The following is a 23,485-nucleotide window of genomic DNA, read 5'->3' as shown; positions in this document are numbered from 1 at the left end:
AAATAATTTTTAAAAAATAATTAGGCTAATTTTTGGTGAAGTATAAAAATTTATCATTTTTCTTATCATCACTTTTAAGTTTGATAAGTGTATTGGTAAATTCTGTTACTTGCCATTTTTTTCCGAGTTCATCAAGGTTCGATCCATCAAATTTTAATTTAAATTTTGATTTTCCGCTACTTATAGAGTTTGACCATTTTCCATTTGTACTTACAGCATTTTTTACAGCTACACAAGCTTTGTTTGCATTAAATACGAAATTATAACCAGTGTAGTTTAAAGTTTGGTCATTATTACTATTCAAAAAATAAGAAACTTTCCAACTTCCTGAGCAAATAATCGAGATAAAAGCGGGATTTCCATTTCCACCAATATTATCATCATCACAATCATCTGCAGATGCAAGTATTATGTTTTGCAATTCTGTATTGTTATTAATAGTAATGGATTGCCCGGAAGAATTTATTACCGAAATAGGATAATTAATTGCCGCAACAATATTGCCAGTCATATTAATTATAAAGGAAAATAACTGAATATTATTTTGTATGGAAACAGTACTTGCAATTTGATTGTTGGTATTATAAATATTCATAGTTATAGGATATTTTATTGCCAAACAGTCAATTTCATCCAAATCATTATCTTCATCGCAATCCTCTAAAATATCATCCAATTGGTTTGAATTTGAAACTACTCTTGTTGAGAAATTTTTAAATTTAATAGTAATTGGATAAATAAAATTAACCAAATCATCATCATTTGAAAAAGCATTCATTGCGGTGAGAACAAGTTGGTATTGAGATTGTGATGCAACAGTTATTTGCTGACTATTTACAATAACTGTGACAGGCAATTGTACACTAAAACAACTTGAACCATCAATAATATTATCATGAGAAGTTGGATTCTGCGCTACTCTTAAAACCAAATTAGAAAAAGGTGAATTTGACACCATATTTTGAACACCAGTAGTATTTTCCTTAACTTCAACTTTATCGCTTTGACAACCAATAAAAGAAATTATAATAAAAATTTGCAGTAAATATTTTATCGTTTTCATAAATGTAAAATTTCAATTGTTATAATAAAACAGGTCAATTCAAAATTACCCTACCTTTTTTATTGAAATTTATTTATATTTGTGATGCGCATATTTTTAATCAATGGGAGACACATCTAATTCGAACATTTGCAAAGAAAATGTTTTTTCAGATTTTTTTAAAAGTAATGCCAAAGCTTTACGAAATTATCTTTTGTATAAATTTGGAAATCAAGAACAAGCCGAAGATATAGCGCAAGAAGCCTTTATAAAATTGTGGCAAAATTGTGCAGATGTCCCTTTTGAAAAAGCCAAATCCTACCTTTATACAATTGCCAACAATACTTCATTAAATGTAATAGCGCATCAAAAAGTGGTGCTCTCATTCGAAAAAAGCAACTCCTTTAGCGATAGAACGAATGAAAATCCTGAATTTTTGTTGGAAGAAACACAATTTAAAGACAAACTTTTAAAATCTATTCAAAATTTGAACGAAACGCAGCGTGTGGCTTTTTTAATGCACAGAATTGACGGAAAAAAATATGCCGTTATAGCCGAAGAATTAAATATTAGTGTAAAAGCAGTCGAAAAGCGTATACACCTAGCATTATTAGAATTAAGAAAAGAATTTCGAGATTTTAAGTAGGGTAAAATCAATTCCATTTGTTTTATTGTTATATTTGATGAAATTATGGACGAAGATTACAAATTGACCAAATGGCTTGACAACAGCATGAACGAGGCGGAATTATCACAATTCAAAGCAAGCGATCACTATGTCGTATTTGAAAAAATCAAAAAATATTCAAGTCAACTTGAAACCAATTCTTTTGACCAAGACAAAATGTTGGCTGAAGTTTTAGTTGCTCCAAAAGAAAAAACAAAAATTATTCCGTTATACAAAACATGGGTTTTTAGAATGGCAGCTTGCATAGTGTTGTTATTGTCCTTAACTTTTGTTTTAAAAACAAATGTAACAGCCACAGAAATTGCTCAAAATGGTCAAAAAAAGTCATTCGAGTTGCCAGATAATTCTGAAGTAGTTTTAAATTCTGGTTCGGAAATAGTGTATAAAAAATGGAATTGGGACAATAATAGAAAATTAAATCTTAACGGCGAAGCTTATTTTAAAGTGACAAAAGGTAAAACATTTGAAGTAGCAACACCACTAGGAAAAGTAACTATTCTAGGCACTCAATTTAATGTAAAATCAAGAGAAAGTAGATTTGATGTTACTTGCTATGAAGGCAGAGTAAGGGTAAATTACAACAATACTGAAATAATAATTACCAAAGGAATGCGTGTTGCTTTTGAAAATAATAAAAAAATTATTATTCCGAATACAGAATTTACTCAACCAAAATGGATTAATAATGAAATTACTTTTGATAAGGAAAATCTGAATACCATTATTAAAGAAATAAACAGACAATACAACATCGAAATTATATTAAAAAATACTGCTGAAAATCTATTATTTACTGGAACAATTCCGTCAAATAATCTAGAATCAGCCTTGGAAATTATAGATGTGACTTATCATTTGCAACATAAAAAAGTAAGTGACAACAAATTTATTTTAGAACCTTTAAATGTCAAAAAATAGAATAGTTTTTTTAATTTTATTTATTTTTTCTTTTCTTTTTGTCACTGCGCAAGAAGGTAAAAAAAATACATCTTTAAAAACTATCCTTACCCAAATTAGTCAAGACCACAAAATACAATTCAATTATATTGATGATGAAATTGCCGTTTATAATATAGCTCCTCCAAAAAACGAGCTTTCATTGCAAGCCAAAATTGATTACATAAAGCAAGAAACTAGTCTTGAATTTAAGATTATAGATCAGAAATATTACACCATTTACAATAACAATAAGAAGTTTAATAAGCCAAACTGCGGCTATCTTTTTGATTCAAAAAACAATATACCAGTTGAAAATGCCTATTTGTATATTTTAAATACAAATATTTCAACCACTTCAAATGAAAAAGGCTACTTCGAATTGCCTTCTATATCTTCGAATGACATTCAAATTAAGCATTTTGGCTATGAGCCCAAAACTATTTCTTCTAAAGATTTATACAATTTGAACTGTGCGAATATCAACTTAAATTCAATAATTTTCACGTTAGATGAAGTGGTAACCCAACGCTATCTGACAACTGGAATATTAATAAAAAATGATGCAACCATAATTATCAAACCAAAAAAATTTGGAATTCTTTCTGGATTGATAGAGCCTGATATTTTGCAAACCATGCAACAAATTCCAGGTATTTTAAGTGTTGACGAAACGGTATCAAATATCAATGTTCGTGGTGGGACAAACGATCAAAATTTATTTTTGTGGAATGGCATCAGAATGTTTCAAACAGGACATTTTTTTGGGCTTATTTCGGCTTTTAATCCATCGTTATCTCATACAATTTCTATAACAAAAAACGGAACCTCAGCTTTTTATGGCGAAAGTGTTTCCAGTTTGGTTGACATGTCATCTCATTCAAAAAATACCGAAATAAACCATAGTAGCATTGGTTTAAATTTAATTAGTGCGGAATTATATTCAAAATTTAATGTGTCGGAAAAAGCCAATGTTGAAATTTCTGCAAGAAGATCATTTACAGATTTTTTGACTTCGCCAACCTACAGAAATTACAGAAATAGAATATTTCAAAATACCATTGTTACCAATCAAAAAAACAATCAGACACAAAATTTTGATACAAAAGAAAATTTTTATTTTTATGATTTTTCACTTCAATATGAACACCAAATAGGTAAAAACCATAAGTTAATAATTGATGGAATATCTATTCAAAATCAACTTGACATCAATCAAATTCCAACTTCAGAAAATAATAACAATAATTTAAGTCAGTCAAATTTTGGTGGAAATATTACATGGGAAACCATTTGGGATAAAAAAAATGAAAGTGAAATTAATTTCTATGTATCCAATTATAATTTAGATGCTAAAAATGAATCAATTTTAAATAATAGAACTTTGATTCAACAGAATAATGTGCTGGATATGGGATTTAAAATTCAAAATACACATCAAATTTCAGAGAATTTAACTTTCAAAAATGGCTATCAGTTTGATGAAATTGGTGTTACAAATTTAGATGAAATTAATAATCCAATTTTTTCCAGAATAGTTAAAGAAGTCATACGAAGTCACGCGATTGTTGGTGAGATTGGTTTTAAATCTGAATCAAAAAAAACGTATTTGAAAACTGGAATTAGAACGAATTATTTTGAAAAATTCAAAAAAATATTAATTGAGCCACGATTGGTTTTGAATCAAAATATTTTAGAAAATTTAAATTTAGAAATTCTAGGCGAATTAAAAAGTCAATCCATCTCACAAGTCATCGATTTGCAACAAGATTTTTTAGGCATCGAAAAACGAAGATGGACACTTTCCAATAATACTTCAATTCCAATTCAAAAAAGCAGTCAAATTTCAGTAGGATTTACTTTCAAGAATAATAGTTGGTTATTTACTTTAGATAATTTTTACAAAAAAATAAAAGGAATTACGAGTGGTAGCCAAGGATTTCAAAATCAATTTGAATTTGAAAAATCGACTGGAAACTATCGTGTTTTGGGTTCAGAAATATTGGTTCAAAAAAGTTTTGGAAAATTTTATTCTTGGGTAAATTACAGTTTCAATACTAATAAATATAATTTTGATTCGCTATCGAGCAGCGTTTTTCCAAATAATTATGAAATTATTCACACAGTTTCTTGCGCCGCAGTTTATGAATCTGAAACTTGGAAAATGACTTTGGGAAGCAAGTGGCATTCTGGAAAACCTATAACAACGCCTTTGAACAATGAATTGATGGTAAGCGATTTTAGCAATCCAAAAATAAATTATAACTCGCCCAACAATAGCACTTTACCAAATTATTTCCAGCTCAATTTTTCTGCATCAAAGGATTGGGAACTCACTGAAAGAACAAAAATGGTAGGGAGTTTTTCTGTTTTAAATATTTTAAACAAAAAAAATACCATTAATCGTTTTTACAGAATAAATTCAACAGATAATTCTATCGAAAGTGTGGATACTTATTCCTTGGAAGCAACTCCGAATTTGAATGTAAAATTTTTATTCTAAATAGATTAACAACCTACATTCGTTCAGGAACTTGAATGCCTAAAAGTTTGAAACTAGATTTAATGGTGTCTGCCACTTTTTTAGAAAGCTGAACGCGAAACACCTTTTTATCATGATTTTCTTCGCCCAAAATAGAAACTGTTTGGTAAAACGAATTATATTCTTTGACCAAATCATAAGTATAATTGGCCAATAAAGCTGGACTGTGATGTTCTGCAGCACTTTGGATTATTTCTGGATAAAGTACAATTTGTTTGATAAGTTCCTTTTCTTTTTCATGCAAAGACATTTCTACTGCGCTCAATGTGACAGAAGTATCAAAATTTGCTTTTCGCAAAATAGATTGAATTCTGGCATAGGTATATTGAATAAAAGGACCAGTATTTCCAGCAAAATCAACAGATTCTTCTGGATTGAACAACATTGATTTTTTAGGATCTACTTTTAGCATGTAATATTTAAGTGCGCCAAGACCTATTGTATTGTATAAAGTTGCTTTTTCAGCATTTGAATAGCCTTCCAGTTTGCCTAAATCTTCAGCCAATTTTTGGGCAGTTTCGGTCATTTCTTGTATTAAATCATCGGCATCGACAACGGTTCCTTCACGAGATTTCATTTTTCCAGATGGCAATTCGACCATACCGTATGACAAATGATATAAACTTGAGGCCCAATCGAATCCTAGTTTTTTAAGAATTAAAAACAATACTTTAAAATGGTAATCTTGCTCATTTCCTACGGTATAAACCATGCCGCCAACATCTGGAAAGTCTTTAACTCGCTGAATGGCAGTGCCAATATCTTGAGTCATATATACGGCGGTTCCATCGGAACGGAGGACAATTTTTCTATCTAATCCATCTTCTGTCAAATCTATCCAAACAGAACCATCTGGATCTTTTTCAAAAACACCTTTGTCAAGTCCAATTCGCACGACTTCTTTACCTAATAAATAGGTATTACTTTCATAATAATAGGAATCAAAATTGACACCTAAACTTTGATATGTTTGTTCGAAACCACTGTAAACCCATTTGTTCATGGTTTTCCAAAGTGCAATTACTTCAGGTTTTCCAGCTTCCCAATCGAGTAGCATTTGTTGGGCTTCTATAATAATGGGAGCCACTTTTTTAGCTTCGTCTTCCGTTTTACCTTCTGATATTAATTTGTTGATTTCAGCTTTGTATGTTTTATCAAACTCCACATAATACTTTCCAACCAACTTATCTCCTTTTAAACCTGATGAAGTTGGAGTTTCTCCATTTCCAAATTTCTGCCAAGCCAACATGGATTTACAAATATGAATACCACGATCGTTTATAATTTGAGTTTTATAAGATTTTTTGCCCGATGCTTTGATAATTTCAGCAACTGAATAGCCTAATAAAATGTTTCGAACATGACCCAAATGAAGTGGTTTGTTTGTATTTGGCGAAGAATATTCAACTATAATCGCTTTCTCATTCTGGTTTGGAGTTATAAAACCAAATCTCGCATCTTCTTTAATTGTATTGAAAAAATTGATGTAATATGCATCTGAAATTACAATATTCAAAAATCCTGAAACTACATTAAAAGAAGTAATTTCTGAAACATTTTCTACTAGATAACTGCCGATTTTGTTTCCTAAATCCGCTGGATTTCCTTTGATAACTTTTAACAATGGGAAAATTACCATTGTAATATCTCCTTCAAATTCTTTCCGTGTTTGCTGAAATTCAATTTTCTCGATAGACACATCGAATAGTTGTTGAATGGCTGTTTTTATACTCGGAATAAGAATTTCTTGAAGTGTCATTTTTATAATTTTAAAGTCGCAAAGATACTGTTTTTATGCGATTTTTTGATGATTCGATTGTTCGATGATTCGATTATTTGATGATCGGTATTTTCAATTATTTTATAATAGTTGATGTTTCGAAACATCGAAAATACTAATAATCGAATCATCGAGCAATCGAAAATACGAACAATTACCATTTTATAATCACACTTCCCCAAGTAAATCCGCTTCCAAAAGCAGCCAATACAACTGTATCTCCAGATTTTATTTTCCCTTTTTCCCAAGCTTCGGTGAGTGCAATTGGAATCGAGGCAGCTGTTGTATTGCCATAATCCATAATATTATTATATACTTGGTCGTCTGTCAATTTAAATTTTTGCTGGATAAATTGCGAAATTCTCAAATTGGCTTGGTGTGGAATAAGCATATCAATATCTGAAACTTGCAAATTATTGGCTTGCAAACCTTCCATAATAACTTCGCTGAAACGAACAACAGCATTTTTGAATACAAATTGTCCGTTCATATATGGAAAATAGCTTTCATCGTTTGGATCATTGTCTTTTATAATATCTGTAACCCATCTGGCGCCCATTCCTGGTGCTTTCACAATTAATTCTTCCGCATGTTGTCCTTCAGAATGCAAATGTGTGGACAGAATTCCTTTGGTCAAATCTTCCTCGCGACTCAAAATCGCAGCTCCAGCTCCATCGCCAAAAATAACAGAAACGCCACGTCCTCGACTGGTCATATCCAATCCTGTAGAATGTACTTCAGAGCCAATGACTAAAACATTTTTGTACATTCCAGTTTTTATATATTGGTCAGCTACAGAAATAGCATATACAAAACCTGAACACTGATTTCTCACGTCAAGCGCACCAATAGTTCCTAAACCCAAATCGCGCTGTACCAAAACCCCTGGTCCAGGAAAATAATAATCTGGACTTAATGTAGCAAAAACTATAAAATCTATGTCTTCCTTGGCAATACCAGAACGTTCAATAGCAATTTTAGCGGCTTTCACACCCATTGTAGTTGTGGTATCTTCGCCACGAATAATGTGTCTACGGTTTTGAATTCCTGTTCTTTCTTGAATCCATTCATCATTTGTATCGATAAGTTTAGACAAATCATCGTTACTCACTACATTTTCTGGAACGTAAAACCCAAGTCCCGATATTTTTGAATGATACATATTTTATATTTTTATTAAAAAGCGAATTGCAAAATTACACTTATTGTAAAATTAGGCAATTTTAATTAGTAAGTTTTACTTAATTTGTATAAATAAAAAAAATCATGGACTACTTTATAATATGTATTGTTGCTTTGCTGGGTTCTGCGCTAACTCTGTTTTCAGGTTTTGGATTGGGCACTTTATTGTTGCCTGTTTTTGCTTTGTTTTTTCCTATTGAAGTGGCCATTATTATGACTTCCATAGTACACTTTTCTAATAATATTATAAAACTTCTATTTTTTGGAAAACAGATAGACAAAAATGTGGTTTTAAAATTCGGAATTCCTGCCATTATTTTTGCTTTTTTGGGTGCTTATATTTTAAAGTTATTATCTTCTATGCAACCCATATTTGAATATAGTTTTTCAGGAAAAACTTTTCAAGTTATGCTCATCAAAATAATTATTGGGGTTTTATTAATTGTATTTTCATTGATAGAATTTATTCCAAGATTCAAAAACTTGGAATTTAATCAAAAATATTTGTCAGTTGGTGGTGCTTTAAGTGGTTTTTTTGGAGGATTGTCTGGTCATCAAGGTGCTTTAAGAAGTGCTTTTCTGATTAAAGCGCATTTGCCAAAAGAAGTTTTTATTGCAACTGGTGTTTGTATAGCTTGCTTAGTTGATATTTCTAGATTGAGTATTTATATTCCAGAAATAATATACAAAGGCACCATTTTAAATTATAGTTTGATAATATCAGCGACAGTTTCAGCTTTTTTAGGTGTTTATTTCGGAAATAAATTATTGCAAAAAATTACAATTACCACTATTCAAAATATAGTGGCTGTTTTACTATTTGTTTTTGGCGGATTGCTTATTTTTGGAATCATATAAATTAAAAATTAGAAAAATGTCACTTCCAATATATCAGATTGATGCTTTTACAGATAAAATATTTAGTGGCAATTCTGCTTGCGTTGTGCCTCTCAAAAAATGGTTATCAGATGAATTATTGATGAAAATAGCACAAGAAAATGCGGTTGCTGAAACTGCTTTTTTTGTTTCTAATGATGATAAATTTCATTTACGATGGTTTACACCAGAAATTGAAATGGATCTATGCGGACATGCAACACTAGCTACAGCCCATGCTATAAAAACGATACTTAATTTTCCGAATGATCGTATGGTTTTCGATACTTTAAGTGGTGATTTAATTGTAACAATTGAAAACGATTTGTACTGCTTGGATTTTCCTTCGAGAGAACCTGTATTATCAACACTACCAGAAAATATAAAGTTATCACTTAATATCCAGCCTCAGGAAATATATAAATCTAGAGATTATGTTTTGGTTTATGAAAGTGAAGAAGATATAAAAAACATCACTATCGATAGAAATTTTTTTGATCGGATGAATTTAAATACTGGTGGCGTCATTGTAACTTCAAAGGGTGACAATTGTGATTTTGTTTCTAGATTTTTTACACCTCAAGCTTCTATTTTGGAAGATCCTGTTACGGGTTCTGCACATTGTTCACTGATCCCATTTTGGAGTAAAAGATTGCAAAAAGAAGAATTATTTGCTAGGCAAATTTCAAGTAGAGGAGGCGAATTATATTGCATCCATAAAAATGAAAGAGTTATCATAAAAGGGAAAGCCAAAACTTATTCAATTGGAAAAATTTGGATCGAATAATAAATGTTTAAAACAAAAAAATGAATCAAAACATACAATCACTTTACCAAATAGCACAAAAATTTTCACGGAAAATTATTGGTTTAATGTCTGGCACTTCATTGGATGGACTAGATGTAGCGCTTTGTGAAATTCAGGATTCAGGTGAAAATACAAAGGTCAACTTATTACAATTTGATACCGTAGATTATTCTGAAGATATTAAAACAGAAATCAGGAAAGTTTTCGCCAAAGAAACTATCGATTTCAGGCATTTGGCATTATTGAATGAATGGATTGGTTTATTGCAAGCCGACATGGTTTTACAATGTCTCAAAAAATGGAACATTCACACAAATGAAGTTGATTTAATTGCTTCGCACGGACAAACGGTGATGCACGCTCCTAAAATTTTGCACAATCAAGAAAAATTTCCAAATGCAACTTTGCAAATTGGCGATGGTGATCATATTGCCGTAAAAACTGGTATTATTACCATTTCAGATTTTAGACAAAAACACATTGCTGCTGGAGGCGAAGGTGCACCACTAGCTGTATATGGTGATTATTTTATCTTTGGTAAAAAAGGAGAAAATAGAATTATGCTCAATATGGGTGGCATTGCAAATTTCACTTTCTTGCCATCATCCATGAATCCAGAAGCTGTTTTTGTAACCGATACCGGTACAGGAAACACTTTGATTGATGCTTTTACTCGATTGTATTTCCCAGAAAAATCATTTGATAATAATGCTGAAATAGCAAAAAAAGGAACAGTAAATCAACAATTTCTCAAAGCTTTAAAATCGAATGATTTTTTCAAGAAACCATTTCCGAAAACTACTGGTCCAGAATTATTTGGTATCGATTATGTGAAAAAAGCCCAAATTTCAAGTGAAACTGAAAACATTTCAGTCAATGATTTATTAGCAACATTAACCAGATTTAGTGCCGAAACTATAGCTGAAGCCATACAAAACGCGATAGGAAATGCCAGAGATGAAAACTTTACTATTTACATGTCGGGTGGTGGAGTTCACAATCCTTTATTGGTAAATTGGCTCAGAGAATTACTGCCTTTTGATTTTCAAAAAACTGATGATTTAGGTATTTCTGGTGATGCGAAAGAAGCAGTATTATTTGCAATTTTGGCCAATGAAACAATTTGTGGCGGGAAATCCGATTTTGGTACTAGAAAAGGAATTCCATCTGTATGTATGGGGAAAATTTCTTTTCCTAGCTAATTGATACATTCTATTGTTTAATCATGACATTGTCAAATTTACTTTTTCATTAAAATCCAAATGCGAATGATGTTCAAAAAAAACAACTTGTTTTTCGTAAACCGCTTTTACCAAGTAATTGTTTCCTCTAAAATAAGATTTCCGAACATGAACTTCTAGCAGACCATTTTCGGAAACTTTAAGTTGGTGTGGATACAATAAAATAGTTTCATCCTCATTGTCAACTAAAGTAAATTGTGACAATTTAAGTTCATTGACTTCACCAAAAAGCGATGCAACATATTTATTGGCAGGATTATTATAAACCTCATGAGAATTTCCACTGTCTATCATTTTTCCATTATAAATAACTATAGTTTCATCTGAATACGACAGCGCATCAATACAATCGTGGGTGGCTACCAAGCAAGTTATTTGTTTGTTTTTTAAATAGGCAAAAAGATTTCTTCGGAGTGCATTTTTCCGGAAATTATCAATGTGAGTAAACGGTTCATCAAATAATAAAATTTCAGGCTCTAGAGCCAGAACCCTTGCTATGGCTACTCGTTGCTGCTGACCACCGCTTAAAAATTTGGCTTTTACGTTTGCATAATCTATCATTTCAACTATTTCAAGCAATTCTTGAATTCGTTCTTGTTTTTGGTTAAAATTGGTGTTAGATAAATACTTTCCTATATTTTCAGCTACTGTAATATATGGCATCAAGTCGAAATCTTGCGCCAAATATTTCATAAAAGGCATGCCAGGAATTATGTTGAATTTTGGCCCTTTAATTTCTTTATCGTTCCAAAAAATTTGTCCTTCGTCTGCATCGCACAAACCATAAATCAATTTTAAAAGCGTGCTTTTCCCACAACCACTTTCACCTAGTATGGCTACATTATCGCCTTTTTTTACATTGAAACTTATAGTATGAATAATTTGTTTTTCTGTATAGCCGAACGAGATATTTTGAACTTGAAGCATACTTTTGGTTTAGGTTTGTAAAATTACAAACTTTATATAAAAATAAAAGCATATTTGGGTGGAGAAATATGCTTTTCAGTTTAAATTATGAAACATTAAAAAATGCTATAAAATTTAACAAACGATCAATTTCAAGTCTTTTCAGCCGTCAAAAGGTCTTCGGACTCCATCAAAGATACTTCTGACTCCTTTAAAAATGCTTCGGAATTCGTCAAACTTTTTTCGGACTTCGTCAAACAGACATAGTATGTCTACTCAAAGTTTTCTGATGGTAGAAAGTCATGTTCGGATTGTAGCCATAGTACTTCTAACGATGATTTGTTACTTCTTACAAGTTTTTTAAATATTGTAATAATTATCTTAACACTATTTTGCAGTTTCTATTGATTAATATGATAAAATTGTTTTTATTTGATACTAACTAAATTAACATAAATATGAAAAAGAAAGAAGTGGTAAGAGTATTCAATTTTTCTCATGCTGCTTTAGTTACTAAAACAAATGAGAAAATTGCTTTTATGGAATGAAACATTGCAGAATTTGTCAAGTATGGAATTACACAAGTAGATGTGACAGCACTGGAAAATTGCTTGACGGGCTATTTGGTGGAAAAAAAATAGGTTTTTCTTATGAATTCGAAACAAAAACAAAAAGTCTTAATTGAAGAAAAACTTCTTAAAAATTGAATAGAAATCCAATAGAAAAAAACATTAATAACTAGAATAATGTTTTTGTTATCTTCTTCAAAGAGGCAAGATTTATTTAAGTTTAAAAAAAAAATGAAAAGATAAATACTAAAGATTTCTTGAAAAAGAACCTTTTTGCCTCAATGAAATTCATTGTTGTATTAGTATAGAAATCATATCCGTTGTGTTGTCTTAGTTTCGTATTTTGGGACGAGATAACTATGATTACTTTTAGCAGTATTGTTTTTTCAAACAACACAAAAAAAATATCTTTCTTTTTGAAAACATTTCAAAAAGAAAGATATTTTTAATTTAAATTAAAGAAACTATTTTTATCTATTCATAAACATATTTTATAGTTTTTTTAAGTTCCCCGTTTACTTCATATAAATTACATTCTGTAGGGAAATTTGAGGTGTTGTAAGAATATGTTCTTGTTTCTGGCTGCCCATTTTCAGTGGTTAGAACATGATTTGGATCATCACCAATTCTGGCACCAGTTCTGACATACTCATAATTTTTAAGTAAGTTACGTTTGCAGCACATATTTTTTACATCATAAAGTTTGTCTAAGCCAATAATGTTTTTAAAAAAACTATTTTTATCATCGTATGCATTTACATACCCTCTAGAATAAACGTTAGTACAAGCTGGATATTTTATTTCACGCGTATCATCTTGCGTTAAAACTCCACCGGTAAAAGTCAAAACACCTGAACTTTTTAGCTCTTCGTTTTGTGTTGTTTTATTTATTTCAATTTTAATGTAACTAACAGTTCCGTCTGGTTCGTTGGTGTAAGTATATTTTGTAATGAAATCCTGACCAACCTCATCGTTGGTAAATGTTTTGAGCTTATTATTTTCGTAAGTATAACTTTTAATATTTACTGTTTTATTAGTAGCAATATTAAAATCTTTAATATCGGTTATTAAATCTCCTTCGTAAGTAAATATTTGTTTGGTAGCTGCTCCAACATTTGTAATTTCAGCAAGTTTAAACCCATTGTAAGAAAAACTAATTGTTTGATCTCCATCAACCATTGTTTTCAACAATGTAGTATTTTCGATTTCAGACTGATTGTCTTCGGTTTTAGAGCAGGCAACTGCAATAAATAATGTCATTAAAATTAGAAATTTTTTCATTTTGATTGATTTAAAGTTATTTACAAACTTAGTAAATATTTTTTAATATTCAAACTTCAATTGTTAAATTAAAATTTTCAACGAGTTGCACTTTATATTCTGCTATGGTTTTGCGTCCTAATTTTAGGAGTTCAAAAAGCATTTCGCCCACACTATTTGACAATTTAGACTGCATAATCAGGGAACTTATTTGCGATTTCAGCGATAGGTGATAATTTAATAATTCATCTATTTGCTCGCTTATTTTTTTTCTTGGTCTTGTAATTCGTACTCCATATTTTGCTATGGCATAATTACTTTTTTCTTTGCCCCAATCTAAAATTGGTATTTTGGTTCCAATTGTTACAAACTGACTTTGTGAAGGGTTGTCATACAAATTATCAAAATTATTTGATGCAGAATTGAGTCCCATTCCAAATTGTAAATTTAAAGAAATAGCACCTTCTTTTTTTACTTTATCTATATTGGATTCTATCTCTATCATTTTTATCGTTTTTGACAATTCAAAACCATTAGTCATAATAGCTGTTTTTAATGCTGTTTTGTCAATTTCATAATTATTTTCTTGAATTGCTTCCAATACATATATTTCATCATTTTCAATATTTAAAATATTTTTTAGACGCTTAATTCCAGTTGTATATTCTAGTGTATTAATTTCTAATTGCCTTTTAAGTTGCTCTACTGTAATTTTCGTTTGGTCAACATTTAGTTTTAATATTCTACCAAATTTAAATTTTTCTTCAAGCTCTAATAGAAACATTTCAGTTTTGTCGATATTCAATTTATTCAATTGTATTTTTAGCTGAACAGCATGAACTTCTGAATACAGTTTTGAAACCTCATGCTTCAATTTTATTTTTTCTTTTATAAAATTTACAGCTTCTCTTTTTTCATTTAACGGCATTATTTGCCTGTTCCATTTGTAACTATTAAATCCGTTTATGGTTTGCTGGTATGAAATGTTTGCCCAATTGCTGGAATAGTTTGATGTTCTGTTATTAAAATCTCTATTATTATTTAATGAACTCGTTACACTAAAATTTCCTCCTGTAAAAGGCACAATTTGCGAAATATTCAAATTTATTGATGGGTTTAAAAAATTTCTTTCAATGAATCTTTGGCTGCCATCTGATTATAAAACTTCGGAAATTGACCTTTGATATGGAAAAGAAATAGATGTTGAAACTTTAGGTAGCAATGATATGCGATAAAAACTAGATTCGATATTGCTAATTTTAAACTCGTTTTCAATAATCATTATTGCATTGGAATTAATCATAACTAATTCATTTGCCTGTTTAATGGTTAGCATTTTTTGAGCACTTAAAGAAATAGTTGTCAATATCATTATGATTATTAGTAAATTTTTTATCCTCATTTCAAAAGCTAACCCTAATTTATTATTATAATTATTTGTGTGAAAGTATTATATATTTTGTTAATACAGCAATAATTTTGGTAGTAATTTTCAGCAAATATATAATTTATTTCGACTTATAAGTCTAGAGGATTTAAAAAATTTACTATTACAGTTATTTTTCTTTGTTTAATGCAAAAGCAACTAGAAATAATAGAAATTGAACTTGCTCAAAGAATTTATAAATTATTTATGGTGAAGTTTGATGGCAATAAATCTGCATTTGCAAGAGCATCTCAATGCAATGAAACTACTATACGAAGAATATTAAGAAATGAGCAAGGGATAACAGTAAATCTTCTTATTAGACTGGCTTTTGCGCTTGAAGTTTCTGTTACAGATTTACTGGCAGACTTTAAAATTAAAAAAGAAGATTAATTTTTTAGTTTTAAATTTTCTGTTATTTGAGAATTTAAAAATAGTGATTTTCAAAATTTAAGTACCTAGCCCAGATTGAAACGAAAAGCTTTTGAAATATAGTTGTAGTTTTTATAAACAAAAAAGAGCGACTAAAAGAAGCTCCTTTTTTGTTTAAAAAAAACACAAACTATATAAAAAACTTGTAGTGGAAAGCTGGAAATGGCTCAAAAAAAATAAAAGCACAAATATTTGAATATTCATGCTTTTATCAAACAAACATAAAAACAAAAACAAAATTATGGCATATATTTTTTGTAATCTTGAGTATTGACTCTAGCTTTCAAGTCATGGAGCAAATTATAAAGCCCAAAAAATGTTCTATTAATATATAAAAAATGTTTGGATCCTCGATTGCCATTCATTTTTCTAAGTTGCGTGTCTTTGGCAAATTCTTCTCCCATTGTGGCAATTTCTCCAAAAAATATTGCCTTCATTCAAATCATACAATCCGTAAATTAACCTGAGTAATGTACTTTTTCCACAACCACTTTCGCCAATAATAGCAATGTTGTCGCCTTTATTTACTGAGAAATTTATATTATGTATAATTGGATTTAAGAAATCATATCCAAATGAAATGTTTTGTACTCGAAGCATTTTATTATTTTCAACCAAAGTTACGATGATTGTAAAAAATCATTACTATTTATTACGAAAAATGAGACTAAATTTATTTAAAATATACTTTAAAAATGGAACCTTCGTTTACCTTACTTTCCACTTCAATCTTACCACCCATTGATTCAATTTGATTTTTAGTAATGTGAAGTCCTATTCCTGTTGAATCTAGGTGTTTATGGAACGTTTTGTACATGCCAAAAACTAAATCTTTGTATTTTATAAGATCTATGCCCAACCCATTATCTTTTACACACAATACTTTATAATCGTCTTTGTGTTCTATATAAAATTCTATTTTAGATTGCTCAGATTTTCTTGAATATTTTATAGCATTAGTGGTTAAGTTTAAAAGAATACTTTCTAAATAAGCTGGAATAAAATTAACTTTAAAATCTTTTGAAACGGTATTGACTATCAAAATATTATTTTTAATAATCTGATCTCTTAATATTCTAAAAACCGTACTTAAATAATTTGAAACTACTAAATTTTCACTTTTATATTCTGAATTATTTTGTATACTCACCAACTCAACTAAATTTTCTATTGTACAATCTAGTTCTTTAGAAATAATTTTAATATTTGGCATTAGTTCATTGATAGTCAGTAAATTATTATCAAAGGTATGCAACAATAAACTTAAATTTGAAGTGTGATTTTTTAAATTATGTGATACAATATACGCAAAGTTGAGCAACTTATTTTTTTGTTCATTAACTAATTGCAATGTATCTTTCAATTTTTCTTCTTTTTCTTTTTGTGCAGAAACATCTGTATGAGTTCCTATAATTCGCAATGGTTTACCATTTGCATCACGAGAGATTACTTTCCCTCTATCCAATATCCATTTGTATTTACCATTGCATAAAATCCTGTGGCAGGTTTCATAATAAGGTGTTTTTCCTTCAAAATGCAAATTTATATTACTAAAATAGCTTTCACGATCGTCTGGATGAACAAGATTATCCCATCTTTCTGGATTATCAATTAAATCAAAATCGCTATCTTCTAATTCTAGAATTTTTAATGATTGATTAGAATAAAAAACTTTATTAGTTACCATATCCCAGTCCCAAACTCCTATTCCTGAAGCTAAATTGGCAAATTGGCTTCTTGCCTCAAAAATTTTAAAGTCTTCTTCTTTTTCTTTTATTGAAGAAATGTCTGATATTGTTCCATAAAAAATAACTCCATCTACATTTGATTTTTCTGTTACAGCAGAAACTCTTAGCCATTTTATTTTTTGAGAAGGAAGAATTATTCTATAGTCAATTTCAAATTTCCCCAACTGATTATAAGCTCTGAAAATTGAATTTTTGAAATGAATGGAATCGTCTGGATGCAAAAAATCCACAATAACAAGCTTAGGATTCATTTTAATTTCTTGAACTGAGAGCTCAAATATATCAAAAACAGCACCATCCAAATAATTAAATTCGATAGCATTTTCTGATGACAAAGCAAACTGAAAAAGTACATTTGTTTGTTTGCCTATGATTTTCCTTAAATAATCGTTTTCAATATTGCTCATAATACTCAAATTCAAATATTTAAAAATTAATAATTAAAGATAATAAATATAAAAGGCATAATTCAAATTTAACAAATGTTAAAAATTTAACAAAATACAATATTATATAACAATAACATTAATTAAAAATTATCAAAATAAATTGAGAATAAAATTATACATTTTTTCGACAAATTGCACTAAAAAGACGACAAAATGCATTTATTTATTAAAATGAGACAAATTAAATTAAAAAAAAACACGATTGTTGACCAATCGTGCTTCTCTAAACAAACATAAAAAACAAAATTACGGCATATATTTTTTGTAATCTTCAGTATTTACTCTAGCTTTCAAATCGTGGAGCAAATTATAAAGTCCAAAAAACGTTCTATTAATATATAAAAAATGTTTGGATCCTCGATTACCATTCATTTTACGAAGCTGTGTGTCTTTGGTAAATTCTTCTCCCATTGTGGCAATTTCTCCAAAAAATTTATCATCAGAGAAATCGAAATAATCACCATGAAATGGCTTTGTAAATAAACTGAGTAATCTATAGAAAACATCTTTAAAATAAGTCAATTCTGCAGGAGAATCGTCTTGGCGTAAAATTTCTAATTCATACATTTTTTTATCAAAAAGCATTGGATTATTTATGATTTCTGGATTTGCCAATTCGAAATAAGGAATATAAAATTCTTCGGGAACTTCTTTGATACAGCCAAAATCGATTGCAATTAAATTGACATCTGTATCTATCAGGAAATTTCCGGGGTGCGGATCTGCATGCACTTTTTTGAGATGGTGCATTTGAAACATGTAGAAATTCCACAAGGCTTGACCCAAAATATCGCCTTTTTCTCTGTCATTATTATGTGCTGTAAATTCAGATAGATGCTCGCCTTCCATCCAATCCATGGTCAGAATTTTTTCTGATGACAGTTCTGGATAATATTTTGGAAATTTTAAATTTTCAATATTTTTGCAAGCGTTGGACATTTCTTCGCTTTGCTTTAATTCGAGAACATAATCTGTTTCTTCCAATAATTTATTTTCAACTTCTTTAAAATATTTTTCTGAATCCTTCCCTTTCAAGTTAAACATTCTTGTTGCAATAGGTTTTACCAGAGCCAAATCTGAACTTATACTATCTGCAACTCCAGGATATTGAATTTTTATTGCCAATTTTTTGCCATCTTTAGTAGCCATGTGTACTTGACCAATGCTGGCGGCATTTACAGAATCGGGAGAAAAAGTATCGTATATTTCTTCGGGAAATTTTCCGAGGTATTTTTTGAAAGTTTTGCGAACCAATGGTGCTGATAACGCTGGAACAGAAAATTGAGACAACGAGAATTTATCAACGTAAGCCTGTGGCATAATGCTTTTGTCCATGCTCAACATTTGGGCCACTTTCAAAGCACTTCCTTTCAGGTTTTTGAGTCCGTCGTAAATATCCTCGGCGTTATTTTCGTTTAATTTATCGCGAGTAAGCGAAGGGTTGACAATTTTTTCACTGTAATAGGATATGTAATTTCCGCCCACTTTTACACCTGTTCTAAGCAGTTGACTGGCACGTTCAATTTTTGTGGTAGGAATAGAATCTAGGGTTTTCATTGGCATTGTGTTTAAAAATATTACATCATTTTTTCTTTCCAAAGAAATTTTCCTAAATCAAATAAATTTTCCAAAGGTTTTGTGTCTAATAAATCGACAACAGTATTAACAGATTTTTCAATAATAATATCTGTTTTTTCAAATGATTTTGAAGTATCGTCTATCCAAAATTTCAATATAAATAAAAACTGAATCCAAGCACCTTCAGAAAAAACAGGTCGGGCTACTTTCGCTACTCTACTGCTGTTTTCTGAAGTGCTTGTTTCCATAATATCTTTGATGAAATTTTTAAAATGATTTCTAAAATGTTTAAAATCTTTCAAATTTTTCATGCCTTGTTTATTCTCCATTAATGAATATACAACATAACTTCTGTTAAGAGTTAATATTTCAAATAAGGTAAAATATAGTGAAAGCAATTTATTTTTATCGGGATAATTGGCGTAGTTGACATCTTTTTCAAGTGTTGCAATAGCGTTTTCTAAAAACTTTGTCCAAATTGATTGTTTAACAGCGTCCAATGAGCCAAAAAAAGAATAAAAATCTGATTCTTGAATATTATTTTTTTTACAAAATACATAAACATTTTTAGTGTTATGATTGTCTTCCAAAATATCATTCATGTATAAACTGATGATGTAATTGTCATCGATAATTATATTATCTGGAATTATTTTTTTTACAGTTGCCATAATATGTTTAATTTTATGTAAAGATAATAATTGTTTAACGATTAAGAATAATAATCAAACAAAATAATTTGTTAATTGTCTTTCAAAATATATGAAAATAAAAAAGCCATTTCTTTCAAAATGGCTTTAAATATTATAAAAAAAAGATTTTAGTTTCCAGTTTCTTTTTTAGCATCTTCAACCATTTTTTGGTTTGCAGTAATGGCAAATTCTACACGTCGGTTTTGAGATTTTCCATCGGCAGTTTCATTAGATCCAATTGGTTCTACTTCTCCTAAACCTGTGGTTACAAAACGACTTGAAGACAAACCTTTTCCAGACAAATAACTTTTTACAGAGGCGGCTCTTTGCGCTGATAATTTTAAATTATAATCATCTGCTCCAGCACTATCTGTGTGACCATAAATTTGAATGTTTGTATCCGGATATTCGTTAAAAACTGGTACTAATTTATCTAAATTTGCTTTAGCAGTAGGAGTTAAAGTAGATTTATTTGTATCAAAACGAACAGAATTTTCGCCTAACGTTAATTTGATACCTTCTCCTACTCTTTCTACTTTTGCTCCAGGAATACTTGTGCTAATTTCTCTAGCTTGTTTGTCCATTTTATTGCCAATTGCACCACCAGCTACACCGCCAATGACGCCACCAAGAACTGCTCCAAGTGCTCCATTTCCACCTTTCCCTACATTATTACCTAAAACACCACCAATAATTGCTCCTCCTACGGCTCCAATACCAGCACCTCTTTGCGTTTTATTTGTATTTTTTACAGCCTCACAACTTGTAATTATAGTACTTAGTGATACCAATACTATTCCTGTTATAATCGAAATTCTTTTCATCTTTAAGTTTTTAGTTTAGTTTTTTTGAAATTGATAAGTCACATTTGTCATTTTTCCTCCAACATCGATTTTATCAAGTAATTGAAAAGAAGTTTCTGTTACATTGGCAACATTTAAAACATAACCATCTCTTACTTTCTTTGCTTTTTCGCCCGCAGACAATACTTTCATTACAAATTGACCTTCTTTATTAATAAACCAAGTAATATCTGAAACAAAAGTTGAACATGAAGCATTGGTCAATGCCATACTCCCTTTGTTGTTGTTAGAAACAAATTTCCAAGTGCTTCCAACAAAGCATTTTGAATCTGCAATATCAAAAGAATTAACTTTTATATACTCTGAACCTGGATAGCTTACAGAACTAATTGACCAATTACCTTTAATTACTCTTTCTGTTTTATTATCTACTTTAGCATTGGTAACAGACTGAGATTTACAGCCAAACATGAATACAGAAATAGATAGTAGTAAAATTATTTTTTTCATAATCTAAAATTGTTTTTTATTTCTACAAATATACAAACGTTAAAATTATAATTGTTTCAAAATTAAATTATTTTGTTTTATAATTATTCATAATCCGACATTTTGTCATCATTCCAAAATTTGGTACTTTATTTGAAAAGATATATTTAAATTAAAAACTTTAAAGTATGACAACAGGAAAAATCAATGTTTCGGTAGAAAATATATTTCCATTAATCAAAAAATTCTTATACAGTGACCATGAAATTTTTTTAAGAGAATTAATTTCAAATGGAACTGACGCTACGCTAAAATTAAAACACTTGACTAGTATTGGTGAAACGAAAGTTGAATATGGCAATCCTATTATTGAAATTAAAATTGATAAGGAAGCCAAAAAAATTCATATTATCGATCAAGGTTTGGGAATGACAGCCGATGAAGTTGAAAAATACATCAATCAAGTGGCATTTTCTGGTGCTGAAGAATTTTTAGATAAGTATAAAGATTCTGCCAAAGATTCAGGAATTATTGGTCATTTTGGTTTAGGATTTTATTCCGCTTTTATGGTGGCTGAAAAAGTTGAAATTATTACCAAGTCATATAAAGATGAACCAGCTGCACACTGGACATGCGATGGAAGTCCAGAATTTACGCTGGAACCAGCAGACAAAACTTCTCGTGGAACTGAAATTATTTTGCATATTGCTGAGGATTCTCTAGAATTTTTGGAAGATTCAAAAATTTCAGGTTTGCTAAATAAGTACAATAAGTTTATGCCTATTCCAATTAAATTTGGAACTAAAACTGAAAAAATTGAGCAGAAAAAAGGAGAAGAAGTTGCTCCAGAAGACAAAGACAATATTTTTACAGAAGTAGAAGTTGACAATATAATCAACAATCCAAATCCAGCTTGGACAAAACAGCCAACCGAACTTTCTGATGAAGATTATAAAAATTTTTACAGAGAATTGTATCCAATGCAATTTGAAGAGCCATTGTTCAACATTCATTTGAACGTGGATTATCCTTTCAATTTGACTGGAATATTGTATTTCCCAAAATTGGGTACCGATATGCAAATTCAGAAAGATAAGATTCAATTATACCAAAATCAAGTATATGTAACTGATAATGTGGAAGGAATTGTACCTGAATTTTTAATGATGCTGCGAGGTGTAGTTGATTCGCCAGATATTCCATTGAATGTTTCACGCTCTGGCTTGCAAGCCGATGGTGCAGTGAAGAAAATATCAAACTACATTACCCGTAAAGTTGCCGATAAATTAAAAGCATTATTCACTGAAAATCGTGAAGATTTCGAGAAAAAATGGAACGATATCAAAATCGTTTTAGAATACGGAATGCTTTCTGAAGATAAGTTTTATGAAAAAGCAGGAACTTTTGTTTTGTATCCAACTGTCGATGGTAAATATTTGACTTTGGATGAAATCAAAGAAAATTTAAAAGAAAACCAAACCAATAAAGATGGGAAGTTGGTTGTTTTATATGCTGGAAACAAAGATGCGCAGCATTCATACATTGAAACGGCGAAAGAAAAAGGGTATGAAGTTTTACTATTGGATTCTCCAATTATTTCTCATTTGATTCAAAAAATTGAAGGAGACAATCAAGATTTAACTTTCGTTCGAGTCGATTCAGATCATATTGACAATTTAATTAAAAAAGAAGAAACTGCCATTTCCAAATTATCTGATGAAGAAAAGGAAAGTTTGAAAACTTCATTAGAATTATTTATTCCAAAAGCTTATTCAGTTCAACTGGAAGCTTTGGATAGTCATGCCTCGCCATTTATTATTACACAACCAGAATTTATGCGACGCATGAAAGAAATGAGCCAGTCTGGCGGTGGAGGTATGTTTGGAATGGGCAATATGCCAGAAATGTATAATTTGGTGGTCAATACCAATTCTGAATTGGCTACTTCCATTTTGAATAATAAAGATAAATCTGCTCAAGAAAATTTGGTGAAACAAGCTTTGGATTTGGCAAAATTATCTCAAAATTTATTGAAAGG

Annotated in this window: 20 protein-coding genes and 2 pseudogenes; 8 read left to right on the top strand and 14 right to left on the bottom strand. The window is 30.0% G+C overall.

From position 1 onward, the window contains the following. Positions 1–25: 25 nt before the first annotated feature. Positions 26–1,063, bottom strand: a complete 1,038-nt coding sequence (locus RMN92_RS06305; RefSeq protein ID WP_309608618.1) for a hypothetical protein — start codon at positions 1,061–1,063, stop codon at positions 26–28. Between the two features lie 103 nt (positions 1,064–1,166). Here RMN92_RS06305 and RMN92_RS06300 point away from each other — a divergent pair, with 103 nt between their 5' ends. From RMN92_RS06300 to RMN92_RS06290, 3 genes are read left to right on the top strand one after another with little or no spacing between them, the layout of a single operon-like run. Continuing rightward, entirely contained in the window at positions 1,167–1,688 is a 522-nt protein-coding gene (locus RMN92_RS06300) for a sigma-70 family RNA polymerase sigma factor (RefSeq protein WP_309608617.1), read from the top strand. Positions 1,689–1,733: 45 nt separating this feature from the next. Further along, positions 1,734–2,648, top strand: a complete 915-nt coding sequence (locus RMN92_RS06295) for a FecR family protein (RefSeq protein ID WP_309608616.1) — start codon at positions 1,734–1,736, stop codon at positions 2,646–2,648. Continuing rightward, positions 2,635–5,169, top strand: coding sequence for a TonB-dependent receptor (locus RMN92_RS06290; RefSeq protein ID WP_309608615.1), 2,535 nt, complete (start codon positions 2,635–2,637; stop codon positions 5,167–5,169). The genes RMN92_RS06295 and RMN92_RS06290 overlap by 14 nt, the downstream gene beginning before the upstream one ends. Before the next feature lie 13 nt (positions 5,170–5,182). On the opposite strand, the gene argS is transcribed toward RMN92_RS06290, so the two are convergent. Then, on the bottom strand, positions 5,183–6,967 hold the full coding sequence (gene argS, locus RMN92_RS06285; RefSeq protein ID WP_309608614.1) for an arginine--tRNA ligase: 1,785 nt from the start codon (positions 6,965–6,967) through the stop codon (positions 5,183–5,185). A gap of 175 nt (positions 6,968–7,142) precedes the next feature. After that, on the bottom strand, positions 7,143–8,150 hold the full coding sequence (locus tag RMN92_RS06280) for a beta-ketoacyl-ACP synthase III (protein WP_309608613.1): 1,008 nt from the start codon (positions 8,148–8,150) through the stop codon (positions 7,143–7,145). A gap of 104 nt (positions 8,151–8,254) precedes the next feature. Between RMN92_RS06280 and RMN92_RS06275 the strand changes: the two genes are divergently transcribed. From RMN92_RS06275 to RMN92_RS06265, 3 genes are read left to right on the top strand one after another with little or no spacing between them, the layout of a single operon-like run. After that, the gene (locus tag RMN92_RS06275; RefSeq protein ID WP_309608612.1) at positions 8,255–9,028 is read left to right on the top strand and encodes a sulfite exporter TauE/SafE family protein; all 774 of its coding nucleotides are present in this window, start codon (positions 8,255–8,257) and stop codon (positions 9,026–9,028) included. 16 nt (positions 9,029–9,044) lie between these two features. Further along, positions 9,045–9,833, top strand: coding sequence for a PhzF family phenazine biosynthesis protein (locus RMN92_RS06270; RefSeq protein ID WP_309608611.1), 789 nt, complete (start codon positions 9,045–9,047; stop codon positions 9,831–9,833). A gap of 20 nt (positions 9,834–9,853) precedes the next feature. Then, positions 9,854–11,056, top strand: a complete 1,203-nt coding sequence (locus tag RMN92_RS06265) for an anhydro-N-acetylmuramic acid kinase (protein ID WP_309608610.1) — start codon at positions 9,854–9,856, stop codon at positions 11,054–11,056. Positions 11,057–11,077: 21 nt separating this feature from the next. On the opposite strand, the gene RMN92_RS06260 is transcribed toward RMN92_RS06265, so the two are convergent. The 4 genes from RMN92_RS06260 to RMN92_RS06245 form a co-directional block, all read right to left on the bottom strand. Beyond that, positions 11,078–12,022, bottom strand: a complete 945-nt coding sequence (locus RMN92_RS06260; RefSeq protein ID WP_309608609.1) for an ABC transporter ATP-binding protein — start codon at positions 12,020–12,022, stop codon at positions 11,078–11,080. A gap of 1,022 nt (positions 12,023–13,044) precedes the next feature. Beyond that, the gene (locus tag RMN92_RS06255; RefSeq protein WP_309608608.1) at positions 13,045–13,851 is read right to left on the bottom strand and encodes a hypothetical protein; all 807 of its coding nucleotides are present in this window, start codon (positions 13,849–13,851) and stop codon (positions 13,045–13,047) included. Between the two features lie 49 nt (positions 13,852–13,900). Next, entirely contained in the window at positions 13,901–14,932 is a 1,032-nt protein-coding gene (locus tag RMN92_RS06250) for a TolC family protein (protein WP_309608607.1), read from the bottom strand. A gap of 54 nt (positions 14,933–14,986) precedes the next feature. Beyond that, positions 14,987–15,166: a hypothetical protein gene (locus RMN92_RS06245; protein ID WP_309608606.1), complete on the bottom strand. Its 180-nt coding sequence runs from the start codon at positions 15,164–15,166 to the stop codon at positions 14,987–14,989. A gap of 237 nt (positions 15,167–15,403) precedes the next feature. On the opposite strand from RMN92_RS06245, the gene RMN92_RS06240 reads away from it, so the two are divergent. Beyond that, positions 15,404–15,649 (top strand): helix-turn-helix domain-containing protein, encoded by a 246-nt coding sequence (locus RMN92_RS06240; protein ID WP_309608605.1) that lies wholly within the window; start codon positions 15,404–15,406, stop codon positions 15,647–15,649. Positions 15,650–15,927: 278 nt separating this feature from the next. Here RMN92_RS06240 and RMN92_RS06235 read toward each other — a convergent pair. The 7 genes and pseudogenes from RMN92_RS06235 to RMN92_RS06205 all read right to left on the bottom strand — a co-directional run. Continuing rightward, a pseudogene (locus tag RMN92_RS06235) lies at positions 15,928–16,071 on the bottom strand (AarF/ABC1/UbiB kinase family protein); the annotation flags it as partial. A gap of 34 nt (positions 16,072–16,105) precedes the next feature. Next, a pseudogene (locus RMN92_RS06230) lies at positions 16,106–16,288 on the bottom strand (ATP-binding cassette domain-containing protein); the annotation flags it as partial. Positions 16,289–16,361: 73 nt separating this feature from the next. After that, on the bottom strand, positions 16,362–17,843 hold the full coding sequence (locus tag RMN92_RS06225; protein WP_309608603.1) for a PAS domain-containing sensor histidine kinase: 1,482 nt from the start codon (positions 17,841–17,843) through the stop codon (positions 16,362–16,364). Between the two features lie 288 nt (positions 17,844–18,131). Then, a complete protein-coding gene (locus RMN92_RS06220) occupies positions 18,132–19,442 on the bottom strand; it encodes an AarF/UbiB family protein (RefSeq protein WP_309608602.1) in 1,311 nt (436 codons plus the stop codon). Between the two features lie 20 nt (positions 19,443–19,462). After that, positions 19,463–20,134 carry a TetR family transcriptional regulator C-terminal domain-containing protein gene (locus RMN92_RS06215; protein WP_309608601.1) on the bottom strand — a complete coding sequence of 224 codons (672 nt, stop codon included), beginning with the start codon at positions 20,132–20,134 and terminating at the stop codon, positions 19,463–19,465. Positions 20,135–20,283: 149 nt separating this feature from the next. Continuing rightward, the gene (locus RMN92_RS06210) at positions 20,284–20,979 is read right to left on the bottom strand and encodes an OmpA family protein (protein ID WP_309608600.1); all 696 of its coding nucleotides are present in this window, start codon (positions 20,977–20,979) and stop codon (positions 20,284–20,286) included. A 15-nt stretch (positions 20,980–20,994) separates the two neighbouring features. Continuing rightward, a complete protein-coding gene (locus RMN92_RS06205) occupies positions 20,995–21,468 on the bottom strand; it encodes a lipocalin family protein (protein ID WP_309608599.1) in 474 nt (157 codons plus the stop codon). Between the two features lie 167 nt (positions 21,469–21,635). On the opposite strand from RMN92_RS06205, the gene htpG reads away from it, so the two are divergent. After that, on the top strand, positions 21,636–23,485 hold a 1,850-nt coding region (gene htpG, locus RMN92_RS06200), incomplete at its 3' end, for a molecular chaperone HtpG (RefSeq protein WP_309608598.1).

The organism is Flavobacterium sp. (assembly GCF_031363805.1).
Taxonomy (GTDB): Bacteria; Bacteroidota; Bacteroidia; order Flavobacteriales; family Flavobacteriaceae; genus Flavobacterium.
This window is presented reverse-complemented; position numbering and strand designations above follow the sequence as displayed.

Coding starts and splice junctions, on each gene's coding strand:
- RMN92_RS06305 (WP_309608618.1), bottom strand. CDS start 1,063: ATGAAAACGATAAAATATTTACTGCAAATTTTTATTATAATTTCTTTT.
- RMN92_RS06300 (WP_309608617.1), top strand. CDS start 1,167: ATGGGAGACACATCTAATTCGAACATTTGCAAAGAAAATGTTTTTTCA.
- RMN92_RS06295 (WP_309608616.1), top strand. CDS start 1,734: ATGGACGAAGATTACAAATTGACCAAATGGCTTGACAACAGCATGAAC.
- RMN92_RS06290 (WP_309608615.1), top strand. CDS start 2,635: ATGTCAAAAAATAGAATAGTTTTTTTAATTTTATTTATTTTTTCTTTT.
- argS (WP_309608614.1), bottom strand. CDS start 6,967: ATGACACTTCAAGAAATTCTTATTCCGAGTATAAAAACAGCCATTCAA.
- RMN92_RS06280 (WP_309608613.1), bottom strand. CDS start 8,150: ATGTATCATTCAAAAATATCGGGACTTGGGTTTTACGTTCCAGAAAAT.
- RMN92_RS06275 (WP_309608612.1), top strand. CDS start 8,255: ATGGACTACTTTATAATATGTATTGTTGCTTTGCTGGGTTCTGCGCTA.
- RMN92_RS06270 (WP_309608611.1), top strand. CDS start 9,045: ATGTCACTTCCAATATATCAGATTGATGCTTTTACAGATAAAATATTT.
- RMN92_RS06265 (WP_309608610.1), top strand. CDS start 9,854: ATGAATCAAAACATACAATCACTTTACCAAATAGCACAAAAATTTTCA.
- RMN92_RS06260 (WP_309608609.1), bottom strand. CDS start 12,022: ATGCTTCAAGTTCAAAATATCTCGTTCGGCTATACAGAAAAACAAATT.
- RMN92_RS06255 (WP_309608608.1), bottom strand. CDS start 13,851: ATGAAAAAATTTCTAATTTTAATGACATTATTTATTGCAGTTGCCTGC.
- RMN92_RS06245 (WP_309608606.1), bottom strand. CDS start 15,166: ATGCTAACCATTAAACAGGCAAATGAATTAGTTATGATTAATTCCAAT.
- RMN92_RS06240 (WP_309608605.1), top strand. CDS start 15,404: ATGCAAAAGCAACTAGAAATAATAGAAATTGAACTTGCTCAAAGAATT.
- RMN92_RS06225 (WP_309608603.1), bottom strand. CDS start 17,843: ATGAGCAATATTGAAAACGATTATTTAAGGAAAATCATAGGCAAACAA.
- RMN92_RS06220 (WP_309608602.1), bottom strand. CDS start 19,442: ATGAAAACCCTAGATTCTATTCCTACCACAAAAATTGAACGTGCCAGT.
- RMN92_RS06215 (WP_309608601.1), bottom strand. CDS start 20,134: ATGGCAACTGTAAAAAAAATAATTCCAGATAATATAATTATCGATGAC.
- RMN92_RS06210 (WP_309608600.1), bottom strand. CDS start 20,979: ATGAAAAGAATTTCGATTATAACAGGAATAGTATTGGTATCACTAAGT.
- RMN92_RS06205 (WP_309608599.1), bottom strand. CDS start 21,468: ATGAAAAAAATAATTTTACTACTATCTATTTCTGTATTCATGTTTGGC.